19 protein-coding genes are annotated in these 21,038 nt (G+C 45.8%); 5 read left to right on the forward strand and 14 right to left on the reverse strand.

Annotation, left to right across the window (positions count from 1 at the left end):
- Nucleotides 1-132 precede the first annotated feature (132 nt).
- Both JMX92_RS10305 and JMX92_RS10310 read left to right on the forward strand, forming a co-directional pair.
- Nucleotides 133-822 carry a hypothetical protein gene (locus tag JMX92_RS10305; RefSeq protein WP_227675346.1) on the forward strand — a complete coding sequence of 230 codons (690 nt, stop codon included), beginning with the start codon at nt 133-135 and terminating at the stop codon, nt 820-822.
- A 90-nt stretch (nt 823-912) separates the two neighbouring features.
- On the forward strand, nt 913-2,247 hold the full coding sequence (locus tag JMX92_RS10310) for an HlyD family secretion protein (protein ID WP_201545511.1): 1,335 nt from the start codon (nt 913-915) through the stop codon (nt 2,245-2,247).
- A 176-nt stretch (nt 2,248-2,423) separates the two neighbouring features.
- Here the strand turns inward: JMX92_RS10310 and JMX92_RS10315 are convergent, their stop codons facing one another.
- Together JMX92_RS10315 and JMX92_RS10320 are read right to left on the reverse strand one after the other, a co-directional pair.
- Entirely contained in the window at nt 2,424-2,702 is a 279-nt protein-coding gene (locus JMX92_RS10315) for a type B 50S ribosomal protein L31 (RefSeq protein WP_011959789.1), read from the reverse strand.
- A 278-nt stretch (nt 2,703-2,980) separates the two neighbouring features.
- On the reverse strand, nt 2,981-4,288 hold the full coding sequence (locus JMX92_RS10320) for an EcsC family protein (RefSeq protein ID WP_201545512.1): 1,308 nt from the start codon (nt 4,286-4,288) through the stop codon (nt 2,981-2,983).
- 466 nt (nt 4,289-4,754) lie between these two features.
- On the opposite strand from JMX92_RS10320, the gene JMX92_RS10325 reads away from it, so the two are divergent.
- Nucleotides 4,755-6,458 carry an anthranilate synthase component I family protein gene (locus JMX92_RS10325; protein WP_201545513.1) on the forward strand — a complete coding sequence of 568 codons (1,704 nt, stop codon included), beginning with the start codon at nt 4,755-4,757 and terminating at the stop codon, nt 6,456-6,458.
- 151 nt (nt 6,459-6,609) lie between these two features.
- On the opposite strand, the gene hisC is transcribed toward JMX92_RS10325, so the two are convergent.
- The 8 genes from hisC to JMX92_RS10365 form a co-directional block, all read right to left on the reverse strand.
- The gene (gene hisC / locus JMX92_RS10330) at nt 6,610-7,713 is read right to left on the reverse strand and encodes a histidinol-phosphate transaminase (protein WP_201545514.1); all 1,104 of its coding nucleotides are present in this window, start codon (nt 7,711-7,713) and stop codon (nt 6,610-6,612) included.
- 326 nt (nt 7,714-8,039) lie between these two features.
- Entirely contained in the window at nt 8,040-9,332 is a 1,293-nt protein-coding gene (hisD, locus tag JMX92_RS10335) for a histidinol dehydrogenase (RefSeq protein WP_201545515.1), read from the reverse strand.
- A gap of 189 nt (nt 9,333-9,521) precedes the next feature.
- Nucleotides 9,522-10,193 (reverse strand): ATP phosphoribosyltransferase, encoded by a 672-nt coding sequence (hisG, locus tag JMX92_RS10340; RefSeq protein ID WP_011959784.1) that lies wholly within the window; start codon nt 10,191-10,193, stop codon nt 9,522-9,524.
- A gap of 53 nt (nt 10,194-10,246) precedes the next feature.
- Nucleotides 10,247-11,545: a UDP-N-acetylglucosamine 1-carboxyvinyltransferase gene (gene murA / locus JMX92_RS10345; RefSeq protein WP_155586576.1), complete on the reverse strand. Its 1,299-nt coding sequence runs from the start codon at nt 11,543-11,545 to the stop codon at nt 10,247-10,249.
- 180 nt (nt 11,546-11,725) lie between these two features.
- Nucleotides 11,726-11,980, reverse strand: coding sequence for a BolA family protein (locus JMX92_RS10350; RefSeq protein ID WP_320157752.1), 255 nt, complete (start codon nt 11,978-11,980; stop codon nt 11,726-11,728).
- Between the two features lie 323 nt (nt 11,981-12,303).
- Nucleotides 12,304-13,218, reverse strand: coding sequence for an alpha/beta hydrolase (locus JMX92_RS10355; protein ID WP_227675347.1), 915 nt, complete (start codon nt 13,216-13,218; stop codon nt 12,304-12,306).
- A 77-nt stretch (nt 13,219-13,295) separates the two neighbouring features.
- Nucleotides 13,296-14,168, reverse strand: a complete 873-nt coding sequence (locus JMX92_RS10360; protein WP_201545516.1) for a BON domain-containing protein — start codon at nt 14,166-14,168, stop codon at nt 13,296-13,298.
- Nucleotides 14,169-14,341: 173 nt separating this feature from the next.
- Nucleotides 14,342-14,770, reverse strand: a complete 429-nt coding sequence (locus JMX92_RS10365) for a YraN family protein (RefSeq protein WP_011959779.1) — start codon at nt 14,768-14,770, stop codon at nt 14,342-14,344.
- A gap of 106 nt (nt 14,771-14,876) precedes the next feature.
- Between JMX92_RS10365 and rsmI the strand changes: the two genes are divergently transcribed.
- Nucleotides 14,877-15,806 (forward strand): 16S rRNA (cytidine(1402)-2'-O)-methyltransferase, encoded by a 930-nt coding sequence (gene rsmI, locus JMX92_RS10370; protein ID WP_201545517.1) that lies wholly within the window; start codon nt 14,877-14,879, stop codon nt 15,804-15,806.
- 29 nt (nt 15,807-15,835) lie between these two features.
- Here the strand turns inward: rsmI and JMX92_RS10375 are convergent, their stop codons facing one another.
- The 4 genes from JMX92_RS10375 to coaBC form a co-directional block, all read right to left on the reverse strand.
- Nucleotides 15,836-16,531 (reverse strand): DNA-3-methyladenine glycosylase family protein, encoded by a 696-nt coding sequence (locus JMX92_RS10375; RefSeq protein WP_201545518.1) that lies wholly within the window; start codon nt 16,529-16,531, stop codon nt 15,836-15,838.
- A gap of 115 nt (nt 16,532-16,646) precedes the next feature.
- A complete protein-coding gene (locus tag JMX92_RS10380; RefSeq protein ID WP_011959776.1) occupies nt 16,647-17,411 on the reverse strand; it encodes a TSUP family transporter in 765 nt (254 codons plus the stop codon).
- A gap of 58 nt (nt 17,412-17,469) precedes the next feature.
- Nucleotides 17,470-18,279 carry an oxygen-insensitive NADPH nitroreductase gene (nfsA, locus tag JMX92_RS10385; RefSeq protein ID WP_201545519.1) on the reverse strand — a complete coding sequence of 270 codons (810 nt, stop codon included), beginning with the start codon at nt 18,277-18,279 and terminating at the stop codon, nt 17,470-17,472.
- Between the two features lie 114 nt (nt 18,280-18,393).
- The gene (gene coaBC / locus JMX92_RS10390) at nt 18,394-19,644 is read right to left on the reverse strand and encodes a bifunctional phosphopantothenoylcysteine decarboxylase/phosphopantothenate--cysteine ligase CoaBC (RefSeq protein WP_201545520.1); all 1,251 of its coding nucleotides are present in this window, start codon (nt 19,642-19,644) and stop codon (nt 18,394-18,396) included.
- Between the two features lie 372 nt (nt 19,645-20,016).
- On the opposite strand from coaBC, the gene radC reads away from it, so the two are divergent.
- Nucleotides 20,017-20,697, forward strand: coding sequence for a RadC family protein (radC, locus tag JMX92_RS10395; RefSeq protein WP_011959773.1), 681 nt, complete (start codon nt 20,017-20,019; stop codon nt 20,695-20,697).
- The last annotated feature ends 341 nt before the right edge of the window (nt 20,698-21,038 follow it).

Genomic DNA, 21,038 nt, shown 5'->3' on the forward strand with positions numbered 1-21,038 from the left:
AAGCTTGGATCAATCACTATAATAACGAAAGACCCAATATGGCTAATGGTGGCTTTACGCCGATTCAGAAATTTAATATGGCAGCTTAGTTCTACTTATTTAGTGTTTTAAATATGGGGGTATTTCCCTGTCATGCGGATATTGCTGTCTGAGCAGAGTGTGGGAACGGCTGGGCTGTTAACCAATCTAGGCTATAGCAATGATCAGATGGTAGGGTTTTATGGTGTGGTAGTTGCGGCAACTTTACTGGCACTGCTCATTAGTATTTGGCTGACCAAAGCAACAGAGCTGCGGCGACCGGTTATTTTTGCGGTAGCGTTAATCGCATTAGGGGCTTGGATAGATACCGGTGCCTCGCTTAACTCTACCCCAGAGATGTTTTATATGAGCCAATTCTTTATTGCTTTTGCCGCCGTTTATTTTATGGGCCCTATGGTTTTTGAGGGTATGCTTCGTGCCATTGCCAATGGCCCTGCTTATATTATCAGCTTTTCTGTTATTTTTAGTATTTCTCAAACCATTGGTGGACTTGTAGGTGCCGCCATCATTCAAGCATTTACCACGATACGTACCCAAACCCACTATGCTGACATGATGAACTCTGCCAATTTAGGAGACCCGGCCGCCCTACCACAAATCATCCAAAACGTTACACGACAAGCCACAGTAGCGGCCTACCAAGATTTATTCTTTGTCATGGCGGTTATGGCCACTGTGACCACTATTGTTTTGCTGCTGAATTTTGCTTATAACCGCTATCACAAGCGCAATCCACTGAGCAAAGAGCTGGCCATTCTTGCCAAAATGCGTGAAGGAAAGTAAATATCATTGCTATAAAACATTACTCTAAGCAGCTGCTGATCTGTATTTATAATTTTCGATATTATTTATTTGCTATAAAAGGAGAGCGTCTTGAGCGACGAGAAGTATAATGCCCTGAATAAGCCAACTCAGACGCCGCCGCCCCATCTATCTGCGGATACGCCTCAACACAAAGCGCCTGTTGATAAAGAGCTGTCGCCTAACCAAGCGGCGGCCTCTCATCATAAAGATAGCGAAGCTGCATCAACGCCCGCACCTGATTCAGCGCCTGCCACTAAGTCAGCGGCTGCGGATAACGATACCCCCATGCCACCCAAAGAGCCTATTGCTTCAGACTCTGGTTGGTCACCGAAAAAAAAATCGATGCTTCATCTTATTTTATTTGTAGCCTTGATTGTGACAGGTGTCCTGCTCATCTTATATGCGTGGAAACTGCCCCCATTCACGCCTACAGTACAGCATACCAACAATGCCTTTGTGAAAGGTCGCACCACCATAATTAGCCCACAAGTTTCTGGTTATGTGACCCAAGTGGCAGTACAAGATTTTGCTAAAGTTAGCGCAGGCGACTTATTGGTAAAAATTGATGATCGTAACTTTCAGCAGCAGTTAGAACAAGCCGCAGCCAATATCCAAGTGGCCATCACCAACCGCGCTAACAACGAGCAAGATGCCCAAGTTAGTCAAGCTCAGATAGATGCACGCTTGGCCGATTTACACAGTGCTCAAGCACGTGTACTAAGTGCTGAGCAAGATGTACAACGTTACCAAGACTTAGAAGCGATGACGATTGGCGCTGTATCAAAAGCTGAAGTTGCGCATACCCAAGCCCAGCTTGCTCAGGCAAAAGCAGGCGTTGAACAAGCGCAGGCTAATTTAGAAGCGGCTCAGCAAGCGCGCCAAAAGACCATCAGCAGTCTATCGTCACTTGATGCCAATATCAAAAGTGCACAAGCTGCAGCCAAGCAAGCACAAATTAATTTGGACAATACCATTATTACCGCGCCTGAATCTGGTCAGCTTAGCCAATTAAGCGTTAAAATCGGTCAATATGTCACGCCCGGCACACAGCTGATGTATATTGTGCCAGAAGGTGTCTGGGTGATTGCCAACTTTAAAGAAACTCAGGTCGCTAATATCGCGATCGGTGATCGAGCGACCATACAAGTTGATGCCTTAGGGGGTAAGACCTTTACCGGACGTGTCAGTAATCTGTCACCGGCTACCGGTAGCGAGCTCACTACCGGAAGTGCCAATCCGGCTACCGGCAACTACATTAAGGTGGCGCAGCGTATTCCGGTGCGCATTGATTTAGACGCCAATCAACCTGATATCGTAAGATTACGTCCGGGTATGTCAGTAGAGGCCGATGTCGATACCAAGACACACACTGGGCCTCATACCAAGATAACCACCAGTAAATAGCCAACAAGGCGCAAGCAATCCAGTTTATATCAAGGATAACGCTATGTCTTTAATAGATGAGATATGAGATTGTGCATCATTAAAAACCAACAGACACACTCCTTGGCCATAAAAAAACCACCGTAAAAAACGGTGGTTTTTTTTGCTTAAAACTTAAAGCAGAATAATCTAAATCATTACTCAGCGTCAGTTTTCTTAGCCTTGCTACGGCCACCAAACGCACCAAAGCGTTTGTTGAAGCTTGCAACACGACCTTCGTTAGAAGTTTTGCGTTGTTCGCCAGTGTAGAAAGGATGAGAAGCGCTAGAGATATCTAGTGGGTAGTAAGGATATTCTTTACCTTCATACTCACGAGTAGCTTTAGTTTTAGCAGTTGAACGGGTTAAGAAGAACACGTCAGCGTTAGTGTCGTGGAATAATACTTCTTGGTATTCTGGGTGGATATCTTTACGCATAATTAATTCTCTCTATGTCCGATATACAGCAAAGCTGTATTTAACTGAGGCACTAAACGCATTAGCTGTTAGCTATCATGTCACTGGCTCATTCCAGCACACAACACCAACCACCTGCTATTCTAGCCTTCCTCAGCGGGAAGTTAAGGCGGTAATTTTACAGAGTTATACCGCATGATGCAAGGTGGTATTAAACAATACTCACCTTATGTCACGCCCTGACCTGTCTAAACGGTTATTAAGCCAAAATAAGCTTATTAAATTATCAAGCTATTAGGCTATTTGGCTTGATCTTTTTTAGGGTCATTTTTAGCGTCATTGGCAGTTGTTGACTCAGCGTCTTTTTTGGCAGGTTGCCCCTGTTGTGTGTGAAAGTCATAGCTTTCTTGGGTTTCTGCACCTTTGGTAGGATCTGTAGGCTCTTCACCGAATTGATCGGCCACGTCATCGCTTACTTCAGTTTTTTTATCAGCCTTAGTTTGCTTATTGTCAGCATTGTTGTCAGCTGCTTCATCAGCGCTTTGTGTTTTAGCTTCACTATCGTTTTTAGCAGGCTGTTTTTTATCAGCAGCTTTTTCTGACGCGTTGTCTGATTGATCCTCTTCATGGGTCGCATCCGTTAACGCTTGCTTCGCCACAATGGGCTCTGGACCAAATGTTGCCTTGGCCACACCGATAACTTGATCAATCAAATGGCTGTTGTAATGTACCGTAGTTCCCACAGCCACAAGCGGTAAGAACTTGCCCATCCAGCTGATATTAATGCTGTCTAAGTCGAAGTTAAACTGCTCTGCTAACTTATCCACTTGTTTGGCATAAAACTCAATATTACTGCCAGCAATGCCTAAGCCTTTTGAAAGCTCACTACGTAGACCCGTATTATCTGCATTGCTAATTAAACCTTTGGCCACACCTAGCGCTGCTAAAATCGTCTGTTTTTCTTGCATTTTGCTTAAGTCAGCGCTGCCAATCACCGCATACGCCATTTTAATACCTTGCTTACCGGTTAAGGGTTTGTCATACACAGTGGCCAACTGATAAACCGTGCGTAGTGATACCAAAAGCAACCACAGCGTATCAGCCAACATACCCGGTAGACCAGCCAGACCCGTTACACCGCCTATAGTAGCCAAAGCACGGTTTTGGTTGGCTATATCACGTGCCAACGCATTGCGCTCTTGATCGCTTAACGTCTGAATGCCCTCAAAGCGCTGCTCGCGTGGTAAATCGATTTCACTCCATGTGGCAGCCAATTTTGCCACTTGTGAAAATACGCTGTCAGACGCCTTTTGATAAATACTGTTTGGCACAACTTTTTTGGCATACTTGCCATAAGTCGCAAAGCGCTTACCCAATAGCTGCTCTGAGGTCTTAATGGTTTGTTGGCTTAACAAGTTGCTGGCCGTGCTGGTTTTGTAGTCAGATAAATCGACCGCTTTAAATTGACTGGCTTTGCCTGATTTGGCACTTAAACTGTCAAGCATAGAGCCAAAACGCTCTAAATTATTGCGTGCCACATGGCCTAATACGTCTAGACCGGTTACAACTGCTTTGCTTTTTTTTGAACTTTTTGATTGCTTAGCCATAAAATATTCTTCCTGAATGAGTAAAAATTAAAGGTAAATAGCGAATAAAAATAAGCCCTAAAGTGCCATTATGGATAATGGCTGAGTATTGTTAAACTTGGTGCGGCTCATGTCGCGATCTACAATATTGCTGTAGCCTATGTTCGCCTTATTGATATGAGCACTTATTATATTAGCACTTATACATGAGTCTATATTACAGACAGCCACTTGCGCCTAGCAAATGTTAAGCTTAGTTATTACCAAATGGTATGTAATTGTAAGCAAGATATCAGTTTAAACAGTGTTATCAGCGATTGGCACAATGTAAAATAGCCGGCATTTTACGTATGTTGTTTGTGGCACTTGATGTATGGTATCCGTGAACTTTTAGCAGCCGAAAATGGCCATCACCTGTGCCCAACTGTCTATAGGTATGGTTATTATCCAACAATACCACAGCCCTTTTTACTTTTATTGAGCGTTTATGATTTACCACACCTTTTCATTTGATAACCTGACGGCGCATCAGCTTGTGCCTTATCTGATAGATTTTGTTGAGCAGTGCGCTGAGCGTCATCTGCCTTGGCATGTATGCTGGCTTAATAATCAAGGCAGCGCTGTGGTAGGTTTATTGCCAAAAAAATCCTGGAGCGTCTCGCCCATCACACAGCCCCATAACCTCAAGTCCTCTGCACTGAACGTAGAGGTGACCGTATATAACCGCCCACAAGATCAAGCATCACAAGCCGCCACCCAAATGGTTACAACGCGGCACATGGGTTATGAGCAGTGGATAAGTGAGCTGATTGAATATGCCACTGTGCATAAAAAAGCTGATAACACAGCCAATAATGGCGGCAACTATAGCGCACACAGCATCAATAAACCTCACGAAAGCTGTGTTTATCACAATGGTCTGATGGGCTTTATTGGTTATGACATAGCGGCTAAAGCACTTAGTCCCAAGTCAGATATCGGCTTGGCCGAGCAGCCGGCAGCCTTCTTGGGTCATTATGATATTTATTTGACCCCAACGCCCCAAGGCTGGCAGCTGCACACACAGCCGGCGTGCCCTCAGCAAGCTATCAACAAAGTTATGACCTATTTGCAGGCATTTGAGGCGCAGCTGTCCTCAAGGCAACAAAAACAATTGGCATCACCTTTGCTTGCCTTAGACCCTATCTGGGATGTCGAGGGTTATCGCTCTGCCTTTGAGCAAACCCAACATTATTTATATCAAGGCGACAGCTATCAGATTAACTTAACCCAAAAGTGGCAAGGACAATTGCCCAGCGCTTTGCATGCTCAAAATGATGACAGTGCAAAAAATCACTCTCCGATGCAGGCGACTGCCACCAGCGATACCGATACCTATTTCCCGTCAGATAGCCCCATTCGTTTGGTCAATTACCTGCCTCAGCTACATCAGCAAACACAGGCACCTTTTGCCGGCTATCTCTGCATTACGCAGCTCACAAAACAGGCTAAACACTCTGACATCCCTGCCCCATCAGGCGATCATCCCTCTGCTGCATTTGAATTGTTAAGCTGTTCGCCTGAGCTGTTTGTGTGGTTTGATAACGATCATCAAGGCCAATCACAAATTCTAACCAAACCTATCAAAGGTACGCTGCCAAGAGGCAAAACACCCGAGCAAGATGACACGCTTAAGCAGCAATTGGCCATGAGCGAAAAAGACAAAGCCGAAAACGTAATGATTGTAGACTTGCTGCGTAATGACTTGGGCAAATATGCGCAGATAGGCAGCGTCAAAGTCCCCAAGCTGTTTGCCATCGAAAGCTTTAGCAACGTGCACCATATGGTCAGCTCCATCACTGCCACCATTAAGCCTGAGCACCATCCATTAACTGTATTATTCGACAGCTTACCGGCCGGATCTATTACTGGCACCCCAAAAAAGCGTGCGGTGGAGATTATTAGTGAGCTAGAAGTGGCGCCACGAGGAGCCTATTGCGGAACATTGGGCTTTATGAACTTCTCTGGCAATGGACAGTGGAATGTGCTGATTCGATCCTTGCAAGCTGATCATCAAGGCAACGTGGCGTTGTGGGCAGGCGGCGGTATTACCGTGGGCTCTGAGTGCCAATCAGAATATCAAGAGTGTCATGATAAGGTGGGCAACTTGCGACACATCTTAAATCCGCAGCCCTCTAAATCTACGCCATAGACACACCTCATTTTATTTTTGCCTATAAAAAAGACAAAAAGAAAAGGACACCGATCGGTGTCCTTTTTTATGCATGTCTTGCTAAATGGCCATGCAATCAAGACAGAAAGACAAGACAGAAAGGCAAGGCAAGGCAGAAAGACAATACGGATTAACCGGCCATCTGCTGTAAGGCGCCAATCAAACGTCGGTTTTGCTCAGCGGTACCCACAGTAATGCGCAAATATTCATTAATTCTTGGCTGATTAAAATAACGCACGATAATGCCTTGCTCACGCAGCTGCTGGGCGACTTCGCTGGCATTGCCCTGCTGTGGGCGGGCAAACACAAAGTTGGCTTGTGATGGCAATACCGTGAAGTTAAGCGAGCTTAATTGCTCAATTAGCTGTTCGCGTAGCGCAATAACTTGCTCACAGGTACTCTTAAAATACAGCTCATCTTCTACACTGGCTAAGGCTCCCGCTTGTGCCAAACGGTCTAGTGGATAGCTATTAAAGCTGTTTTTCATGCGGGTTAACGCTTCAATTAATGAAGGATTACCAAAAGCCATACCCACACGCAGCCCTGCCAATGAGCGTGATTTTGAGAAGGTTTGGGTAACCAGTAGATTATCATGCGTCTCAATTAAGCGGATGGCTGACGCCTGCTCGGTACTGGCAAAATCAATATAAGCCTCATCAATCACAATCACTGCATTGGGGTGCTCAGTGGCTAGCTTATCAATGGCCTCAAGTGATATTAAGATACCAGTGGGCGCATTGGGGTTAGCAATAATAATGCCTGAGCAAGGCTGACGATAATCATCAGTCTCAATACTAAAATCATCACGCAATGGGATTTTGACTAAATCAATGCCAAAAGTATCGGCGTATACCGGATAAAAACTATAGCTGATATCCGGCGCCAATAATGGGCGCTCTTTCATAAAAAAGCTGGCAAATACTAGCGCCAAAACCTCATCTGAGCCATTCCCAACAAAGACTTGATTGAGCTGTAGATCATAAGCATCAGCCAAAGCCTGCCTTAATGCATCAGACTCAGGTGCCGGATACAGACGCAATTGATCACCGCCATGACTTAAAGCGGCCGTAATGGCCTCTACAACTTTGGGGGAAGGCGGAAACGGGTTTTCGTTGGTATTTAGCTTGCACAAATTATCGTGCTTGGGCTGCTCTCCGGGTACATAGGGGTTTAAATTACGTGCTTTTGTAGACCACAATCGCGTATCAAGTTTAAATTCCATAGTCTTTATCATCTTTTTATAAGGGGTGATATGAAGTGTGGCCAGCCATCACAATACGCAATAACTTGGTCTTACTCACTTCATTCAATTAAGATATTAAGGGCAAGTTCAAAGCAAATAGCACAGCTTATCTTAGCACGCCCGCCCCAAGTAAACGATAATAATCCACCAAAAAACAACACCCGTAAGGCATTAAACGACAGTTAGTGTCACTTTACAGCGCCCTTATCACCCAGTCATTTTGATCAAGACGCCACGACCATAAGTACCTATGCTAAATAGGCCAATTCCACCAAACGGGTGTCAATGAATTACAAGCTGCAGATAAGCATGTTAAATTAGCTGCGGTAACGTGCCGAACGGGCATGCGCCTCTAAGTCCTCTTGCATTGCTAAAGTATCTGCTATCTGTGCCAGTGGCTTTGAGCCTTCAGCTGAGCAGTAAATAATAGAGGATTTTTTCTGAAAGTCATACACCCCAAGCGGTGAGGAAAAGCGTGCAGTACCAGAAGTCGGCAGCACATGGTTAGGGCCTGCACAATAATCACCAATGGCCTCAGGGGTGTGACGACCCATAAAGATGGCGCCAGCATGACGAATCTCTGCCAGCACGTCATCGGGCTTATCAAGTGACAATTCTAAATGCTCAGGGGCAATACGATTAATTAAAGCCAGACCCTCAGCACGGTCTTTTACCAAAATAAGCGCACCACGGTTTTGTAGTGCTTCACGGGCGATATCGGCTTTGGGCAACCGCTCAAGGGCATTGTCAATGGCCGTAGCAACCTCATTTAATTGCTGCTCACTGGTGGTCACAAAGATCGCCTGCGCCACTGTATCGTGCTCCGCTTGAGACAATAGATCCATCGCCAACCAGTCGGCATTGTCCGCCGCCTCACCTTCAGCATACACTAAAACTTCAGAGGGACCGGCAATCATATCGATGCCCACTTGACCGAATACCGCACGCTTGGCTGCGGCCACATACTTATTGCCTGGTCCAGTAATCTTGTCCACTTGCGCGATGCTATCTGTACCATAAGCCAACGCCGCTACTGCTTGCGCGCCGCCAATGGTAAAGACTTTATCTACGCCAGATAAATAAGCGGCTGCCAATACCAAGGGATTCAGCTCGCCCTTTGGCGCTGGCACCACCATAATCACCTCGGCCACGCCAGCGACCTTAGCAGGTACCGCATTCATAAGTACTGACGAGGGATAAGAGGCCAGCCCACCGGGCACATAGATACCCACTCTATCTAGCGGCGTCACTTTTTGTCCCAGACGGTTGCCCAGTGCATCGGTATAATCCCAGCTTGGCTGTACTTGGCGCTGATGAAAATCTTTAATACGCTCAGCAGCTGTCTTTAGAGCGGCTTTAATCGGCTCATCTAATTGATCAAAAGCTTGTTTTAAAGCGTCAGGTGTTAAGACTAACTGCTGCATACTCGTTGCAGGGTGGGCATCAAACTTTTGGGTCAGTGCCAGTACCGCTGCATCACCCCCATGACGTACTTGATGGATAATGTCATCAACAGTAGCCAGTAGCTCTTTATCATTCACAGTTTCAAAGGCAAGCAGGTCGGTAAGCTGCTGCTCAAAATTGGGGTCGGTGCTGCTCAAAGTACGCATGAAAAATCCTCAAAAAATAAGGTTATACCAAAAGGGCTTATGTTTACTAAGCACTAAGCATCAGTGTCTTACAGAGTCATATAAGAACACTTAAAAAAAACCAGTGTATCACGCAAAACTGCTAGGTTTTGCCCTACACTGGTTTAAATATCAATAATAGCAAGTGGTTATCAATGCTCTATGTCCGTACTAATCACCAATACTTTGTTTAAAGCTATCTAAAATTGGCTCAAGCAGGCTGTATTTACGCTTGTAGCTGACCTGATTGACAATCAGACGTGACGAGACATCGCAAATGTGATCAAGCGGCTCAAGGCCGTTAGCACGTAAAGTATTGCCGGTATCGACCACGTCGACAATTAAATCACCTAGGCCAACCAAAGGCGCCAGCTCCATCGAGCCATACAGCTTGATGATATCTACTTGCTGACCTTGACTGGCAAAATATGCACGCGCCACATTGACATATTTGGTAGCAATGCGCAGGCGACGATTGGGCAACGCCACACCTTTAATGCCTGCAGTCATCAGTTTACACTGAGCAATTTTTAGATCCAGCAGCTCATACACATGTTTGGCGCCATACTCTAACAACACATCTTTACCCGCTACGCCGAAGTCGGCCGCCCCGTGCTCTACATAGGTCGGCACATCACTGGCCCGCAGAATCAGTACCCGAACCTTGTCATGTGAGGTGGGAAAAATCAGTTTGCGAGATTTATCTGGGTCCTCTAAAAGCTCGATGCCTGCCGCTTTTAGCAAAGGCAGCGTCTCTTTTAGAATACGCCCTTTAGATAATGCCAAAGTTAGACCATCATAGTCACTATCGGCTTGGTTTAATATTTCATTTGTTTCAGTCATAGTCGGGTATGTCTTAATAAGATGAGAGTATTTTTGTTATAACCAAGCGGGCTTTAGTCATCCAAGCTATCGGCTTCTGCTGCATCAGTTACCGGATTGACACGTTCGATATTTACCCCAAGGCCACGTAGCTTTTCCTCTACGTTTTCATAGCCACGGTCAATATGATAAATACGGTCAATCAGCGTCTCGCCTTCGGCAGCAGCCGCGGCCATTACCAGTGACATTGAGGCGCGTAAGTCAGTGGCCATAACTGGTGCCGCATTGAAGCTATCCACACCGCGGATAATGGCTGTGTGACCGTCAACTTGGATGTCTGCACCCATGCGCTTAAGCTCTGGCACATGCATATAGCGGTTTTCAAAGATATTTTCGCTAATGGTGCTGGTGCCCTCTGCTAAGCAGCATACCGCCATTAATTGGGCCTGCATGTCGGTTGGGAAGCCTGGGTGTGGCTGGGTACGAATATCAACTGGCTTGGGACGGCCGGTCATTTGAGCACGAATCCAGTCGTCACCTGTGGTAATAATGGCGCCCATTTCTTCAAACTTTTGTAGCACAGGCTGTAATAATGCCGGGTCAGTATTCTTAGTAGTCACATCACCTTCGGTCATCAAAGCGCCTGCCAAATAAGAGCCAGTCTCGATGCGATCAGGCACCACGGAGTACTCACAGCCCTGTAGGCTGTCTACACCTTCAATGGTCAAGGTAGCTGTGCCAATACCGCTAATCTTAGCGCCCATAGCCACCAACATATTGGCCAAATCAACCACTTCTGGCTCACGTGCGCAGTTTTCTAATACCGTGGTACCTTTGGCTAAAGTGGCGGCAATCAGCACATTTTCTGTACCACCCACTGTTACCATATCGAAGCTGAATTCACAGCCAATCAAGCGGCCACCTTCAGGGGCACGGGCTTTAACATAGCCGTTTTCTACAGTGATCTCCGCACCCATCGCTTTAAAGGCTTTTAGATGCTGATCCACTGGACGTGAGCCGATAGCGCAGCCACCAGGCAGTGATACTTCAGCTTCACCAAAGCGGGCCAACAAAGGACCTAAAACCAAGATAGAGGCACGCATGGTTTTTACCAGCTCATAAGGGGCAAAGTAGTTTTCGATGGTGCTGGTGTCACAGGTCACCGTATCGCCTTGCTTTTCAATACGAATGCCAAGTCCTGCAATCAGCTTGATTAACGTGCGCACATCTTGTAGTGAAGGCACATTATTCAATGTTGTCGGCGTCTCTGCCAATATCATGGCAGCAAGAAGTGGCAAGGCGGCATTTTTTGCGCCTGAGATGGTGACTTCGCCTGCAATGCGGCTGCGGCCGGTGATTAAGAATTGGTCCATTGAATACTGTCCTAAACGATTGTTTCAATAAAAATTACACTAAATAAGTGGCTAAAAATACAAAGGGTGCGGTAAATAAGACAACCCTGACCATCAGAGATACTATGATCAAAGATAAGGTCAAGCGCTCAGTTAAATACCGCTAATATAAGAGTGATGGTATCAGCTTGTCATCAGCCCCTATTGACCTGCTTGTTTGGCTTCCCACTCTTGGGGGGTCAAGGCTTGGATATTTAACGCATGAATCTCACCGCTGGCGATAATGTCATTGACCAAGCCATAAATTGCTTGCTGGCGTTGTACCAAACGTTTGCCTTCAAAGCTTGCATCCACAACACGCACATCAAATTTATTGCCTTGATTTGCCGCTTGAATAAAAGCTTCTGGGAAATGGGGCTGTAAAAATGCGCTTAAATCGTCCGCGTTCATGCTCATGAAAACTACCTATAATTTTATTGGGTGAATGTGTTCGCTGTCGCTAAAATGTGTTCGCTGTCGCTAAATAGGCAAATAACCTAAAGCCTGCTATAAGTTTTTGATTATAGCAAGGGTTGCGGTTATTTACCTAATAGATGTTGGCAGATGGCTGAGGCTAGGTCGTTTATCAAGGTATATAACATTCGATATCCTCATATGTCTTGCCTGAGTTTTTTAAGCCCTGTTGTCTGCCACTTATTTGTCTTCCTTTTATTTGTCTGCCTTTTATTTGCCTGCCATTTAGTAGAAGCGGCCGCTTTACTGTTCATTAAGCGTGCCCGCTATAAGGTGTCATGTAAATAATCAAGTAGCTGCCGACGTACCGGATTAACCCAGGTTAAGGTGGTGGCCATGGCCCCAATACTGGTTGCATGACTGGCCCCATCAATCTGCTCTACTGTCACTTTTGCACCTGCCTTTTGTAGCGCTTGGGTCATGTTCTGAGTATTGCTAATGTGTACCACTTTATCATTTTGTGCTGTCATTAATAGATAAGGTGGCTGCTTGCCACTGCTGCCCACTTTAATCAAGCGATCAGGCATCACCTCATCTGGCGTGGCCTCGGCAGGGAATACACTGCGCGATGAGAACTTTCTAAAGTCATAGCTATAAGGACCGGCCATACCCACCACAGCCTTTATGTCGCTTGGCTGTAAACCATAAGCTGCTAAAAAATCGGCATTAGACACAGCAGCCACTACGTTAAAAGCGCCGGCAGAATGACCAATGACAGCCATTTTATTGGCATCGGCAAAAAACTTAGCCGCATTTTGATGCGACCAAGCAATGGCCTTGGCCGTATCTTGCACAAAATCTGGATAAATATGCTCAGGTGCTTTGCGATAATTGATGACCGCAGTGACATAACCGGCCTGAGCTAAGCTTTCTCCAACAAATCTGTACTGCTCTTTATTGCCACTCTCCCAAGAGCCACCATGCACGAACACCACCAACGGGTAATTGGCAGCAAGCGTGTCATTGTTGCGTATCGCTTGGGTCAAAGCTTTGGGGTAATACACATCCAAATCCTGATCAGGTTCGCTGCCATAAGCCAAATCTTTAATGACGCTTACACCGCCATTAGGGGTCACAGCATTTAACAGGCCGAGTACAGAGGCGGCATTTGCCGTCTGTATCGACATCCAAATAACCGCTCCGCCAGCCAGTGAATAGCTGAGTTTTTTATAATTTAGCATAGACTCTACTTAGGTTGTTGATTAGAAGATATGGTGTGGCTCAAAAGATAATCTGCCTACGGCTCGATTAGTATGCTCTACCAACCATTCACATCTTGCTTGTACATCTCAATATAAGGACTCGGATACACCTGCGAGTTTTGAGTGGTCGACGCCTCAGCTGTCGGTGCAGCAGGCGCAGTCTCTGGTGCTTGATACTCAGGTGCAACTTGAGCCGGCGGCGCATAGTTTTGGGTATCTACGGGGGCAGCCTGAGCAGGTGGCTGCTCTGTATAGACCGGTGCAGGTGGCTCAAGCCCCGTCTCTTGTGTGATGCTGCTTTCGTCAATTACGGCCCCATTATCATCAATCAACTGATTGAGCAGAACCAACTCTTTAATACCTACCGTGCTATTGATGATATTAATTAAGTGACTGCGCTGCGCTGGGGTCAACTTACCTAAAATATAGACAATGCCATCATCAGTAACCACCTTAACTTGGCTGCTGCTTAGGGCATTATTGGCCAATATCTTGGCATTTACCTTGGAGCTAATATAAGCATCATGCACCGTATAACTGGTGCCTTTTTGGTTCCCCACAGTCAGCTTGTTATAAAACTGTTTTACATCTGGCATGGAGGACACAATCGTCTCTACCTGCTGCTTAGTCTGCTCATCTGGCACCTCGCCGGTCACCAACACCGTGCTATAAAAGCTGTCGACACTGATGCGGCTGCGCTGATACAAAGTGGGATCAATACGGCTAATATTAATTTTTGCGGTATTTTCAATACTTTTATCCAAAATACGCTGAGCCAAAGTGCGGTCGGTCACCGCCACCCCAAACGAATCATCAGATGAATTAAAAGATTGTATACTGGCGCAGCCAGAAAGTAGGCCTGCACTTAGTGCCACAGCCACAGTGGTGCGCTGGATTATCTTACTGCCGAATAGCCAAGAACTTACCATTTTATAATGTCCTTATTTATAGCTTAGTGCTTCATAACATTGACTTTTAATCTTGCGATTTTAAGCGGTACGGTTAGGGGTGCGCTTTTAAAAAGTTTAGCTGCTAGTTTACCGCTAATAACTTACGCTGCATTGAACATTTGGTAACAAAAGCGTAGCCTCTGTTGGCTATTTTACCAAGCAGGCGCCAAAAATGCCCCTTGTAGCCACTCTGACTGTAGCGGCTCCCCTTGGCCGGATCGGCCTGTTCGCTCAGTAAACCCCACCACATCAAAGCGGCACTCAAAATCGGCATATTCAGGATGATGACGCAAAAAATAGCGTGCGGTTTTGATCAGTTTTTTTTGTTTACTGCGGGTGATACTGGCCAGTGCGTCGCCATAGCCTAAAAGCTTACGCTTACGCACCTCAGCAAATACTAAGACATTCCAAGAGCGGCCGTGTTCAATAAGCACCAAGTCAATCTCACCTACTTTGGGCTGCTGCCAGTTACGGGCAATAAGCCGTAGCCCTTGCTGCTGCAAGAAATCAGCGGCCAATTGCTCATACCCTCCCCCCTGACGCTGTTTTGGCGAAATCAATAATTCGGGGTTAGCTGGCATAATCTGCCCTTTTTTTATAGTGCAATGAAGGGGATATATTAGCACATCATGGTAAACTGATAGCATGGCTCCTTATTTTATATCTCACTTTTACAAAAGGTCTTTTATGTCAGCGCAAGATGACTCTCAGTCTCTCACCCAAACCGCCACCTCAGCACCTGCTACTGCGCCCGTTCGTCATACTCATAATAACGTGGCCAGCGCCTATCTTTATATCGTAGCCACACCCATTGGTAATATGGGCGATATCACCGCTCGCGCCATCGATACTTTAAAGCAGGTAGATATTATTGCCTGTGAGGACACCCGCACGTCAGGCAAACTTTTGGCCAACTTTGGTATCGATACCCAGACTTGGGCTTATCATGAACACAACAGCGAGATTCAAACACCCAAGATTATCGAAATGATCCAGCGCGGTCATTCTGTGGCGTTAATCAGTGATGCCGGCACCCCTTTAATCAGTGATCCAGGCTATCAGTTGGTTCAGGCGGCTCATGCAGCAGGGGTTGGCGTCGTGCCTATCGTAGGGGCTAGCGCTGCCATTGCTGCGTTAAGTGTGGCTGGCCTACCCTCGGACAAGTTTAGCTTTGTCGGTTTTTTACCTGCCAAAACCCATGGCCGTGTCAAGCAGCTTGAGCAGTATATTGAGCGTACCGAAACCCTGATATTCTATGAAGCGCCGCACCGTATCGTGGTGAGCCTTAAAGATATGGCCAGCGTCTTTGGTGATAATCGCCCGGCCACCTTGTGCCGTGAATTAACCAAAACCTTTGAAACCGTCAAAAAATCTACCTTAGGTGAATTGGCTCAGTTTGTAGAGGCTGATAACAATCAACAAAAAGGCGAGATTGTGCTGGTGGTTGGGGGTAATGTGAATAATGACTCAGATGATGACAGTATTCATGATGAACTACTGCTGCGTCTTTTACAGGATTTATCCGTAAAAAAAGCGGCTGCTTTGGCCTCTGAGCTTACCGGCGTTAAGAAAAATACTTTGTATCAGAGGCTGCTTGACTTACAAAAATCTGAATAGTTTTTAGGCTAGTAGCGGTTAAACCATACCTAAACCGGCACTGCCTCTTGGTCTTTTAGCCAGCCATAATGCGCCCATAGCAATAAGCTTGCGGCGCTGCGATGCGGTGACCAGCTTTGGGTTAAGCGTTCTAGCTGCTTTGGCGTGGGTCGCTCATCAAGCCCTAGCACCTCCATGGCACCCACCTTAATAGCCAGATCATCTACCGCCAATATATCGGCGCGCCCCAGACTAAATAATAGATACATCTGCGCCGTCCATTTGCCAATACCAGTGACCGCGGTTAACTCCGAGATGACTGCCTCATCCGGCAAATTAGCCAATGCCTCAAAGTCAATATCATGCTCGACCAAGGATCGTATATAACGAATTTTTTGTCTAGATAAGCCATGGGAGCGTAGCGTATCATCATCAGCTTTCATTATCGCATCTGGGGTAATCAGTGCCGCATTCTCAAGCTTACTCCATATGCTGCTTGCTGCTGCTACCGACAGCTGCTGACCCACCATCGCTCGCATCAACTCTCTAAAGCCGCCGCGATTACGGCGCAGGCTTGGTACCCCTAGCTGCTGATAAATGGGGGCAAATCGAGGTTCAATGTCAATCAATTGTTTAATATGACCCTCAAGCTCGCTAAGATCATTCATAGTCTGTAGCAGATTACAGGCTGGCTCGCTGGGCAGTTTGAATACAGAGGGCTGACGGTTTACAGAGGAGTGTTTCATGAGTAGCGACTGTCTCCTTGGCGGACATTATCATTGATTGGATGATTTCATTTAATGAAGATGCTATGGATTGCCTGACTCACCGCAGTCATTCAGGCCCCAAAGTGATATACAGCTATATAAGCCCGATAATTCCCTGCCAGCCTACTCTGATACCCAGCACAGTTAAGATAAGCAGTACCAATTGGCGAAACCGCTGCTGCGAGAGATAACGGCGCAGACGAATACCCACCAATAAAAACGCAATCGACGTGGTGGTCAGCACCGCAATCAGCAATAAATCGCTTTTGGGCAGAGCCACTATCGACTCTCGAAGCACAATAATCTGAGCCACCTTGCCAAGCAAATAACACATGTTACCCACTTTGGCGATGGTGTTTTTATCATTGGTGCTGCCCAGCAAATACATGAGCAATATGGTGGACATGGCATTGGTTGAGCCACCGATAATGCCCGCTATCAGTCCCGTCACTATTAACACAGGTGTGGTGGCCGGTAGAATAATCTTTTTGCCCAGTGCATTACTGGCCACATAAAAAGCAATCACCGCAGCCAACAACAGTAGAATATAACTGCTATCGACCCACATGAGCAGCTTAACCCCAAGTAAGCTGCCAAGCAGACTCATCAAAGCCAGTAGCCAATAGCGGCTCAGATAAAATGTAAAATTGCCCCAAATACTGCGCTCGCCGCCGATAAGCCAAGTCATCAGATTAAGCGCAAATGAGGGCAAGATGGTAAGAATGATGGCATGTTGCAGAGGATACATACTCGCCAATGAGCCCGTCGTTACTAAGGTGACACCTATACCGGTGATACCATGTAACAACGAGCCCACTGCAAATATAAAGGGCAGCAATAGCTGTTCGAAATCGAACATGTTCTATCCCTATAACATAAGGTTAACAGAACTTGAGTGCGTTCTGTTATTTATAAGATTAGCGTTTGGCGTAACCTTGTTTGTTTAAATATGGCATAACCTGAGGGCGCACTGCCGTCGCAAAGGTTTTGGTCACTTGAGCTTCCCAAGCTTTATGCTCCTGACTACTTCTTTTGTCATAGTAGTCTTTTACCTCTTTATTAAAGGCATCGATTTGCTGCTGAGTGGCCGGTGTATACTGATTTTCAGAGACCAGCATAGACAATGGGAATCGTGGCTTTTGCGTAGCATTAACCGGTGCATCGCTGGGATGACCCAAACACATACCAAATAATGGCACAACGTGTTTGGGGGCATTAATAACCTCACCCGCTCGCTCGATGTCATTACGCATACTGCCAATATACACGCCACCTAGCCCTAAAGACTCAGCGGCAGCCATTACATTTTGTGCATACAGGCCAACATCGACAGCTGAGATAATGACCACCTCCATCCAGTCCAGCTGCGCCTCAGGCTCAACTAAGTGATGACGGTAGTTATCCATACAAAAAACCAGATACTCCGGGCACTCTAAGATATAAGGATGCGCCAGTTTTTTGCCCTCGCTTTTGGCTTGATTGTACTGCTCTTGTGTCATGCCATTAGAGATTTGGTGAAATTTAATGCGCTGCTCAGGATCTGTAATACGAATGACACTAACAGATTGCATGTAGTTGGACGTTGAGACGGCACGTCCTGCCTGTAAGATGGCTTCAAGCATCTGCTCGCTAATCGGCTCATCGGTAAAGCTGCGAACTGAGCGATGAGGTAGCATAGCGTCTAAGGTTGAGTTCATTTTTTTTATGTTTTCAGAAACATCGGTCATAGCCAATCCTTACTTGATTAAATTTATAACAGCAGATATAAACTGTCAGATATCAAGGATAAGAGAGCGTCAAACAAAACCCTCCCCCTCTTAAACTGTATTATAAAGTCAAGATTAATTTAAAACACTACCTATTAGGTTAACTAAATGTTCAGCTATGTTAGCTTTACTCATTTTTTCTAACTCAACTGGCGGTTTTTGATACTGATTGGCAAAAAATACCAGCATCGCATTTTCATCACTGGCAAAACCTATGTCTTTGCGTGACACATCATTACAAGCAATCATATCTAAGTTCTTTGACTCAAGTTTGCCGCGGGCATATTTTTCTACATCTTGAGTTTCAGCGGCGAAGCCTACCACAAACATATCTGGATAGCTGTGTGAAATGGTGGCCAAAATATCAGGGTTTTTTACCAAATCCAGGGTCATTTCATCCTGAGTTTTTTTGATTTTTTGTGGGGCGGCATCACGGGTACGATAATCGGCCACAGCGGCTGTAGCAATAAAGATATCACAGCCAGCTTCCACAGAGCGGGTCGCCGCTTGTAGCATGTCATTTGCAGAGAGCACATCAATACGCTTAACCTCTAACGGGGTCATTAGGCTCACTTTACCACCTGCAATCAAAGTGACTTCTGCTCCAGCATCTCGGCAAGCTCGCGCCAAAGCAAAACCCATCTTTCCGGTGGAATGATTGGATAAGAATCGTACCGGATCAATCGCCTCTACAGTTGGTCCTGCGGTAATGGTGACCTTTTTACCTGTTAAACACTGTGCTACAGTCAGTCGGGCTTTGAAGTTAATAACTTGGCGCAGTAGGATATCCGGCTCAGGTAATCGTCCTGAGCCCACATCGCCACAAGCTTGCACGCCACTGTCCGGCTCAATGATTTCATACCCCATGTCACTGAGAGTTTGTACATTTAACTGGACGGCAGGATGCGCCCACATTTGCTGATTCATCGCTGGCGCTACCATCACTGGCGCCGCTGTGGCCAGACACACGGTGGTTAGTAAGTCATCAGCCATGCCCATTGCCAAACGCGCCAAAGTATTGGCTGAAGCTGGGGCTATAACAATAAGATCTGCCCACTTTGCCAGCTCAATATGACCCATACCGGCTTCTGCTTTGGTGTCTAATAATTCGGTATGTACTTCGTTACCCGTCAATGCTTGCAACGTCAAAGGGGTAATAAACTGCTGCGCGCCTGCAGTCATGATAACCTGCACTTCAAAGCCTGACTTAATGAGCAGTCGGGCCAGTATCGCAGATTTATAAGCGGCAATACCCCCAGTGATGGCCAGGATAACCTTAGTAATATTAGGGGCGACAGAGGTGACAGGCGTAAAGATTGGGCTCATAAGCAAAAGCTACCTTTTGGAGAGTTATCTGACGATAAATTGAGTTGTTATCAATAAAAATGCGGTTATGGTAACAAGTTTGACTCGGTTTTGGATAGCTTTTATTGGTTAAGCTCACCGCAAGTCACAAAAACACTGACTGCCTATTTTGCCTTCATACCATAGGAGCACATTACCTACTGACCGCTTGCAGGCCATAGCCATGATTAAAACTTGTATTTTTAAATAGAATAACTTAACTATTTATTGTTATTAATTTCACAATATCTGCCATGGTGGCTTGATAATTTGTTAGACTAAGCGGCGGTTTTACTGCGCCCATCCTTGATCTTAATCTTATTTTATTCACTTATCAGAAAAAAGAGTAATCCCATGGCAATCAAAGACTGGCACGAAGAGGATAGACCGCGCGAAAAACTATTAAATCTTGGCGCCGAATATCTAACAGATGCTGAAATACTGGCCATATTTTTAAGAACAGGCAGCAAGCAGCAATCAGCCATAGAGCTTGCCCGAAGTCTTATTGATCATTTTGGAGGGATTGCAGAGCTACTGGCAGCACCCAAAGAGGCGGTGCTCGCCTGTCATGGCATTGGCACAGCTAAGTATGCTCAATTACTCGCCAGCCTTGAGATGGGCAAACGCTATCTAAACAGCGAGCTTAAATCAGGTAACAGCTTAAACCGCTCGCAAGTGGTCAAAGACTATATTACCACCCAAATACGCCGCGAAAGTAAAGAGGTATTCGCCGTATTGTGCTTAGATAACGGCTTAAACCTGCTCGATTATAAGGTGCTTTTTGTAGGCGGCCTCTCCTCTTGTTCGGTGTGTGTCAAGCAGGTGCTACGTCATGCCTTAGAGCAAGGCGCCAGTCAGATTATCATCGCTCATAATCATCCCAATCAAGATGCCACCCCCTCTGCTGCAGACATTCATCTGACCCAGACCCTAAAGCTTGCCTGCGAAGCCATCGACTTGCGTCTAACAGATCATATTATTGTTGGGCGCAATCAAACCTTGTCTTTTGCCGAAACAGCCACGGCACCGTTTTGATAATCGTCTGTATCAAAATAGCTCTAAAAAATATCTGTACAAAATTAACCAATTGTAAAGATTATTAGCTTGATTATCTCCTTTTATCTACTTACTCTGTAACATAGCGTCACTATCGGTCTGACTCAGCAGACACCTCAAGTAATCAGGCCCTACTATTTAGTATCAAAAAACAGCTAATTAGTATCAAACAACAGCTAAAATCAAACCGATAAAACTCGGCCAATACTCCCGCCTATTTAAAGTGCCATAAAGCAGTTTATTGATAGGCAAGTTGCAAAGCACATACTATAACTCACAAGCTTTTGGCCAATAGTTGACGGATTTTTTACTTTTTAATT

The sequence above is a fragment of the Psychrobacter sp. H7-1 genome (assembly GCF_904846585.1).
In the GTDB taxonomy this organism is placed as follows: domain Bacteria; phylum Pseudomonadota; class Gammaproteobacteria; order Pseudomonadales; family Moraxellaceae; genus Psychrobacter; species Psychrobacter raelei.

Excerpts from the sequence above, each read along its gene's own strand:
- JMX92_RS10305 (WP_227675346.1), top strand. The coding sequence starts at position 133 with ATGCGGATATTGCTGTCTGAGCAGAGTGTGGGAACGGCTGGGCTGTTA.
- JMX92_RS10315 (WP_011959789.1), bottom strand. The coding sequence starts at position 2,702 with ATGCGTAAAGATATCCACCCAGAATACCAAGAAGTATTATTCCACGAC.
- JMX92_RS10320 (WP_201545512.1), bottom strand. The coding sequence starts at position 4,288 with ATGGCTAAGCAATCAAAAAGTTCAAAAAAAAGCAAAGCAGTTGTAACC.
- JMX92_RS10325 (WP_201545513.1), top strand. The coding sequence starts at position 4,755 with ATGATTTACCACACCTTTTCATTTGATAACCTGACGGCGCATCAGCTT.
- hisC (WP_201545514.1), bottom strand. The coding sequence starts at position 7,713 with ATGATAAAGACTATGGAATTTAAACTTGATACGCGATTGTGGTCTACA.
- hisD (WP_201545515.1), bottom strand. The coding sequence starts at position 9,332 with ATGCGTACTTTGAGCAGCACCGACCCCAATTTTGAGCAGCAGCTTACC.
- hisG (WP_011959784.1), bottom strand. The coding sequence starts at position 10,193 with ATGACTGAAACAAATGAAATATTAAACCAAGCCGATAGTGACTATGAT.
- murA (WP_155586576.1), bottom strand. The coding sequence starts at position 11,545 with ATGGACCAATTCTTAATCACCGGCCGCAGCCGCATTGCAGGCGAAGTC.
- JMX92_RS10350 (WP_320157752.1), bottom strand. The coding sequence starts at position 11,980 with ATGAGCATGAACGCGGACGATTTAAGCGCATTTTTACAGCCCCATTTC.
- JMX92_RS10355 (WP_227675347.1), bottom strand. The coding sequence starts at position 13,218 with ATGCTAAATTATAAAAAACTCAGCTATTCACTGGCTGGCGGAGCGGTT.
- JMX92_RS10360 (WP_201545516.1), bottom strand. The coding sequence starts at position 14,168 with ATGGTAAGTTCTTGGCTATTCGGCAGTAAGATAATCCAGCGCACCACT.
- JMX92_RS10365 (WP_011959779.1), bottom strand. The coding sequence starts at position 14,770 with ATGCCAGCTAACCCCGAATTATTGATTTCGCCAAAACAGCGTCAGGGG.
- rsmI (WP_201545517.1), top strand. The coding sequence starts at position 14,877 with ATGTCAGCGCAAGATGACTCTCAGTCTCTCACCCAAACCGCCACCTCA.
- JMX92_RS10375 (WP_201545518.1), bottom strand. The coding sequence starts at position 16,531 with ATGAAACACTCCTCTGTAAACCGTCAGCCCTCTGTATTCAAACTGCCC.
- JMX92_RS10380 (WP_011959776.1), bottom strand. The coding sequence starts at position 17,411 with ATGTTCGATTTCGAACAGCTATTGCTGCCCTTTATATTTGCAGTGGGC.
- nfsA (WP_201545519.1), bottom strand. The coding sequence starts at position 18,279 with ATGACCGATGTTTCTGAAAACATAAAAAAAATGAACTCAACCTTAGAC.
- coaBC (WP_201545520.1), bottom strand. The coding sequence starts at position 19,644 with ATGAGCCCAATCTTTACGCCTGTCACCTCTGTCGCCCCTAATATTACT.
- radC (WP_011959773.1), top strand. The coding sequence starts at position 20,017 with ATGGCAATCAAAGACTGGCACGAAGAGGATAGACCGCGCGAAAAACTA.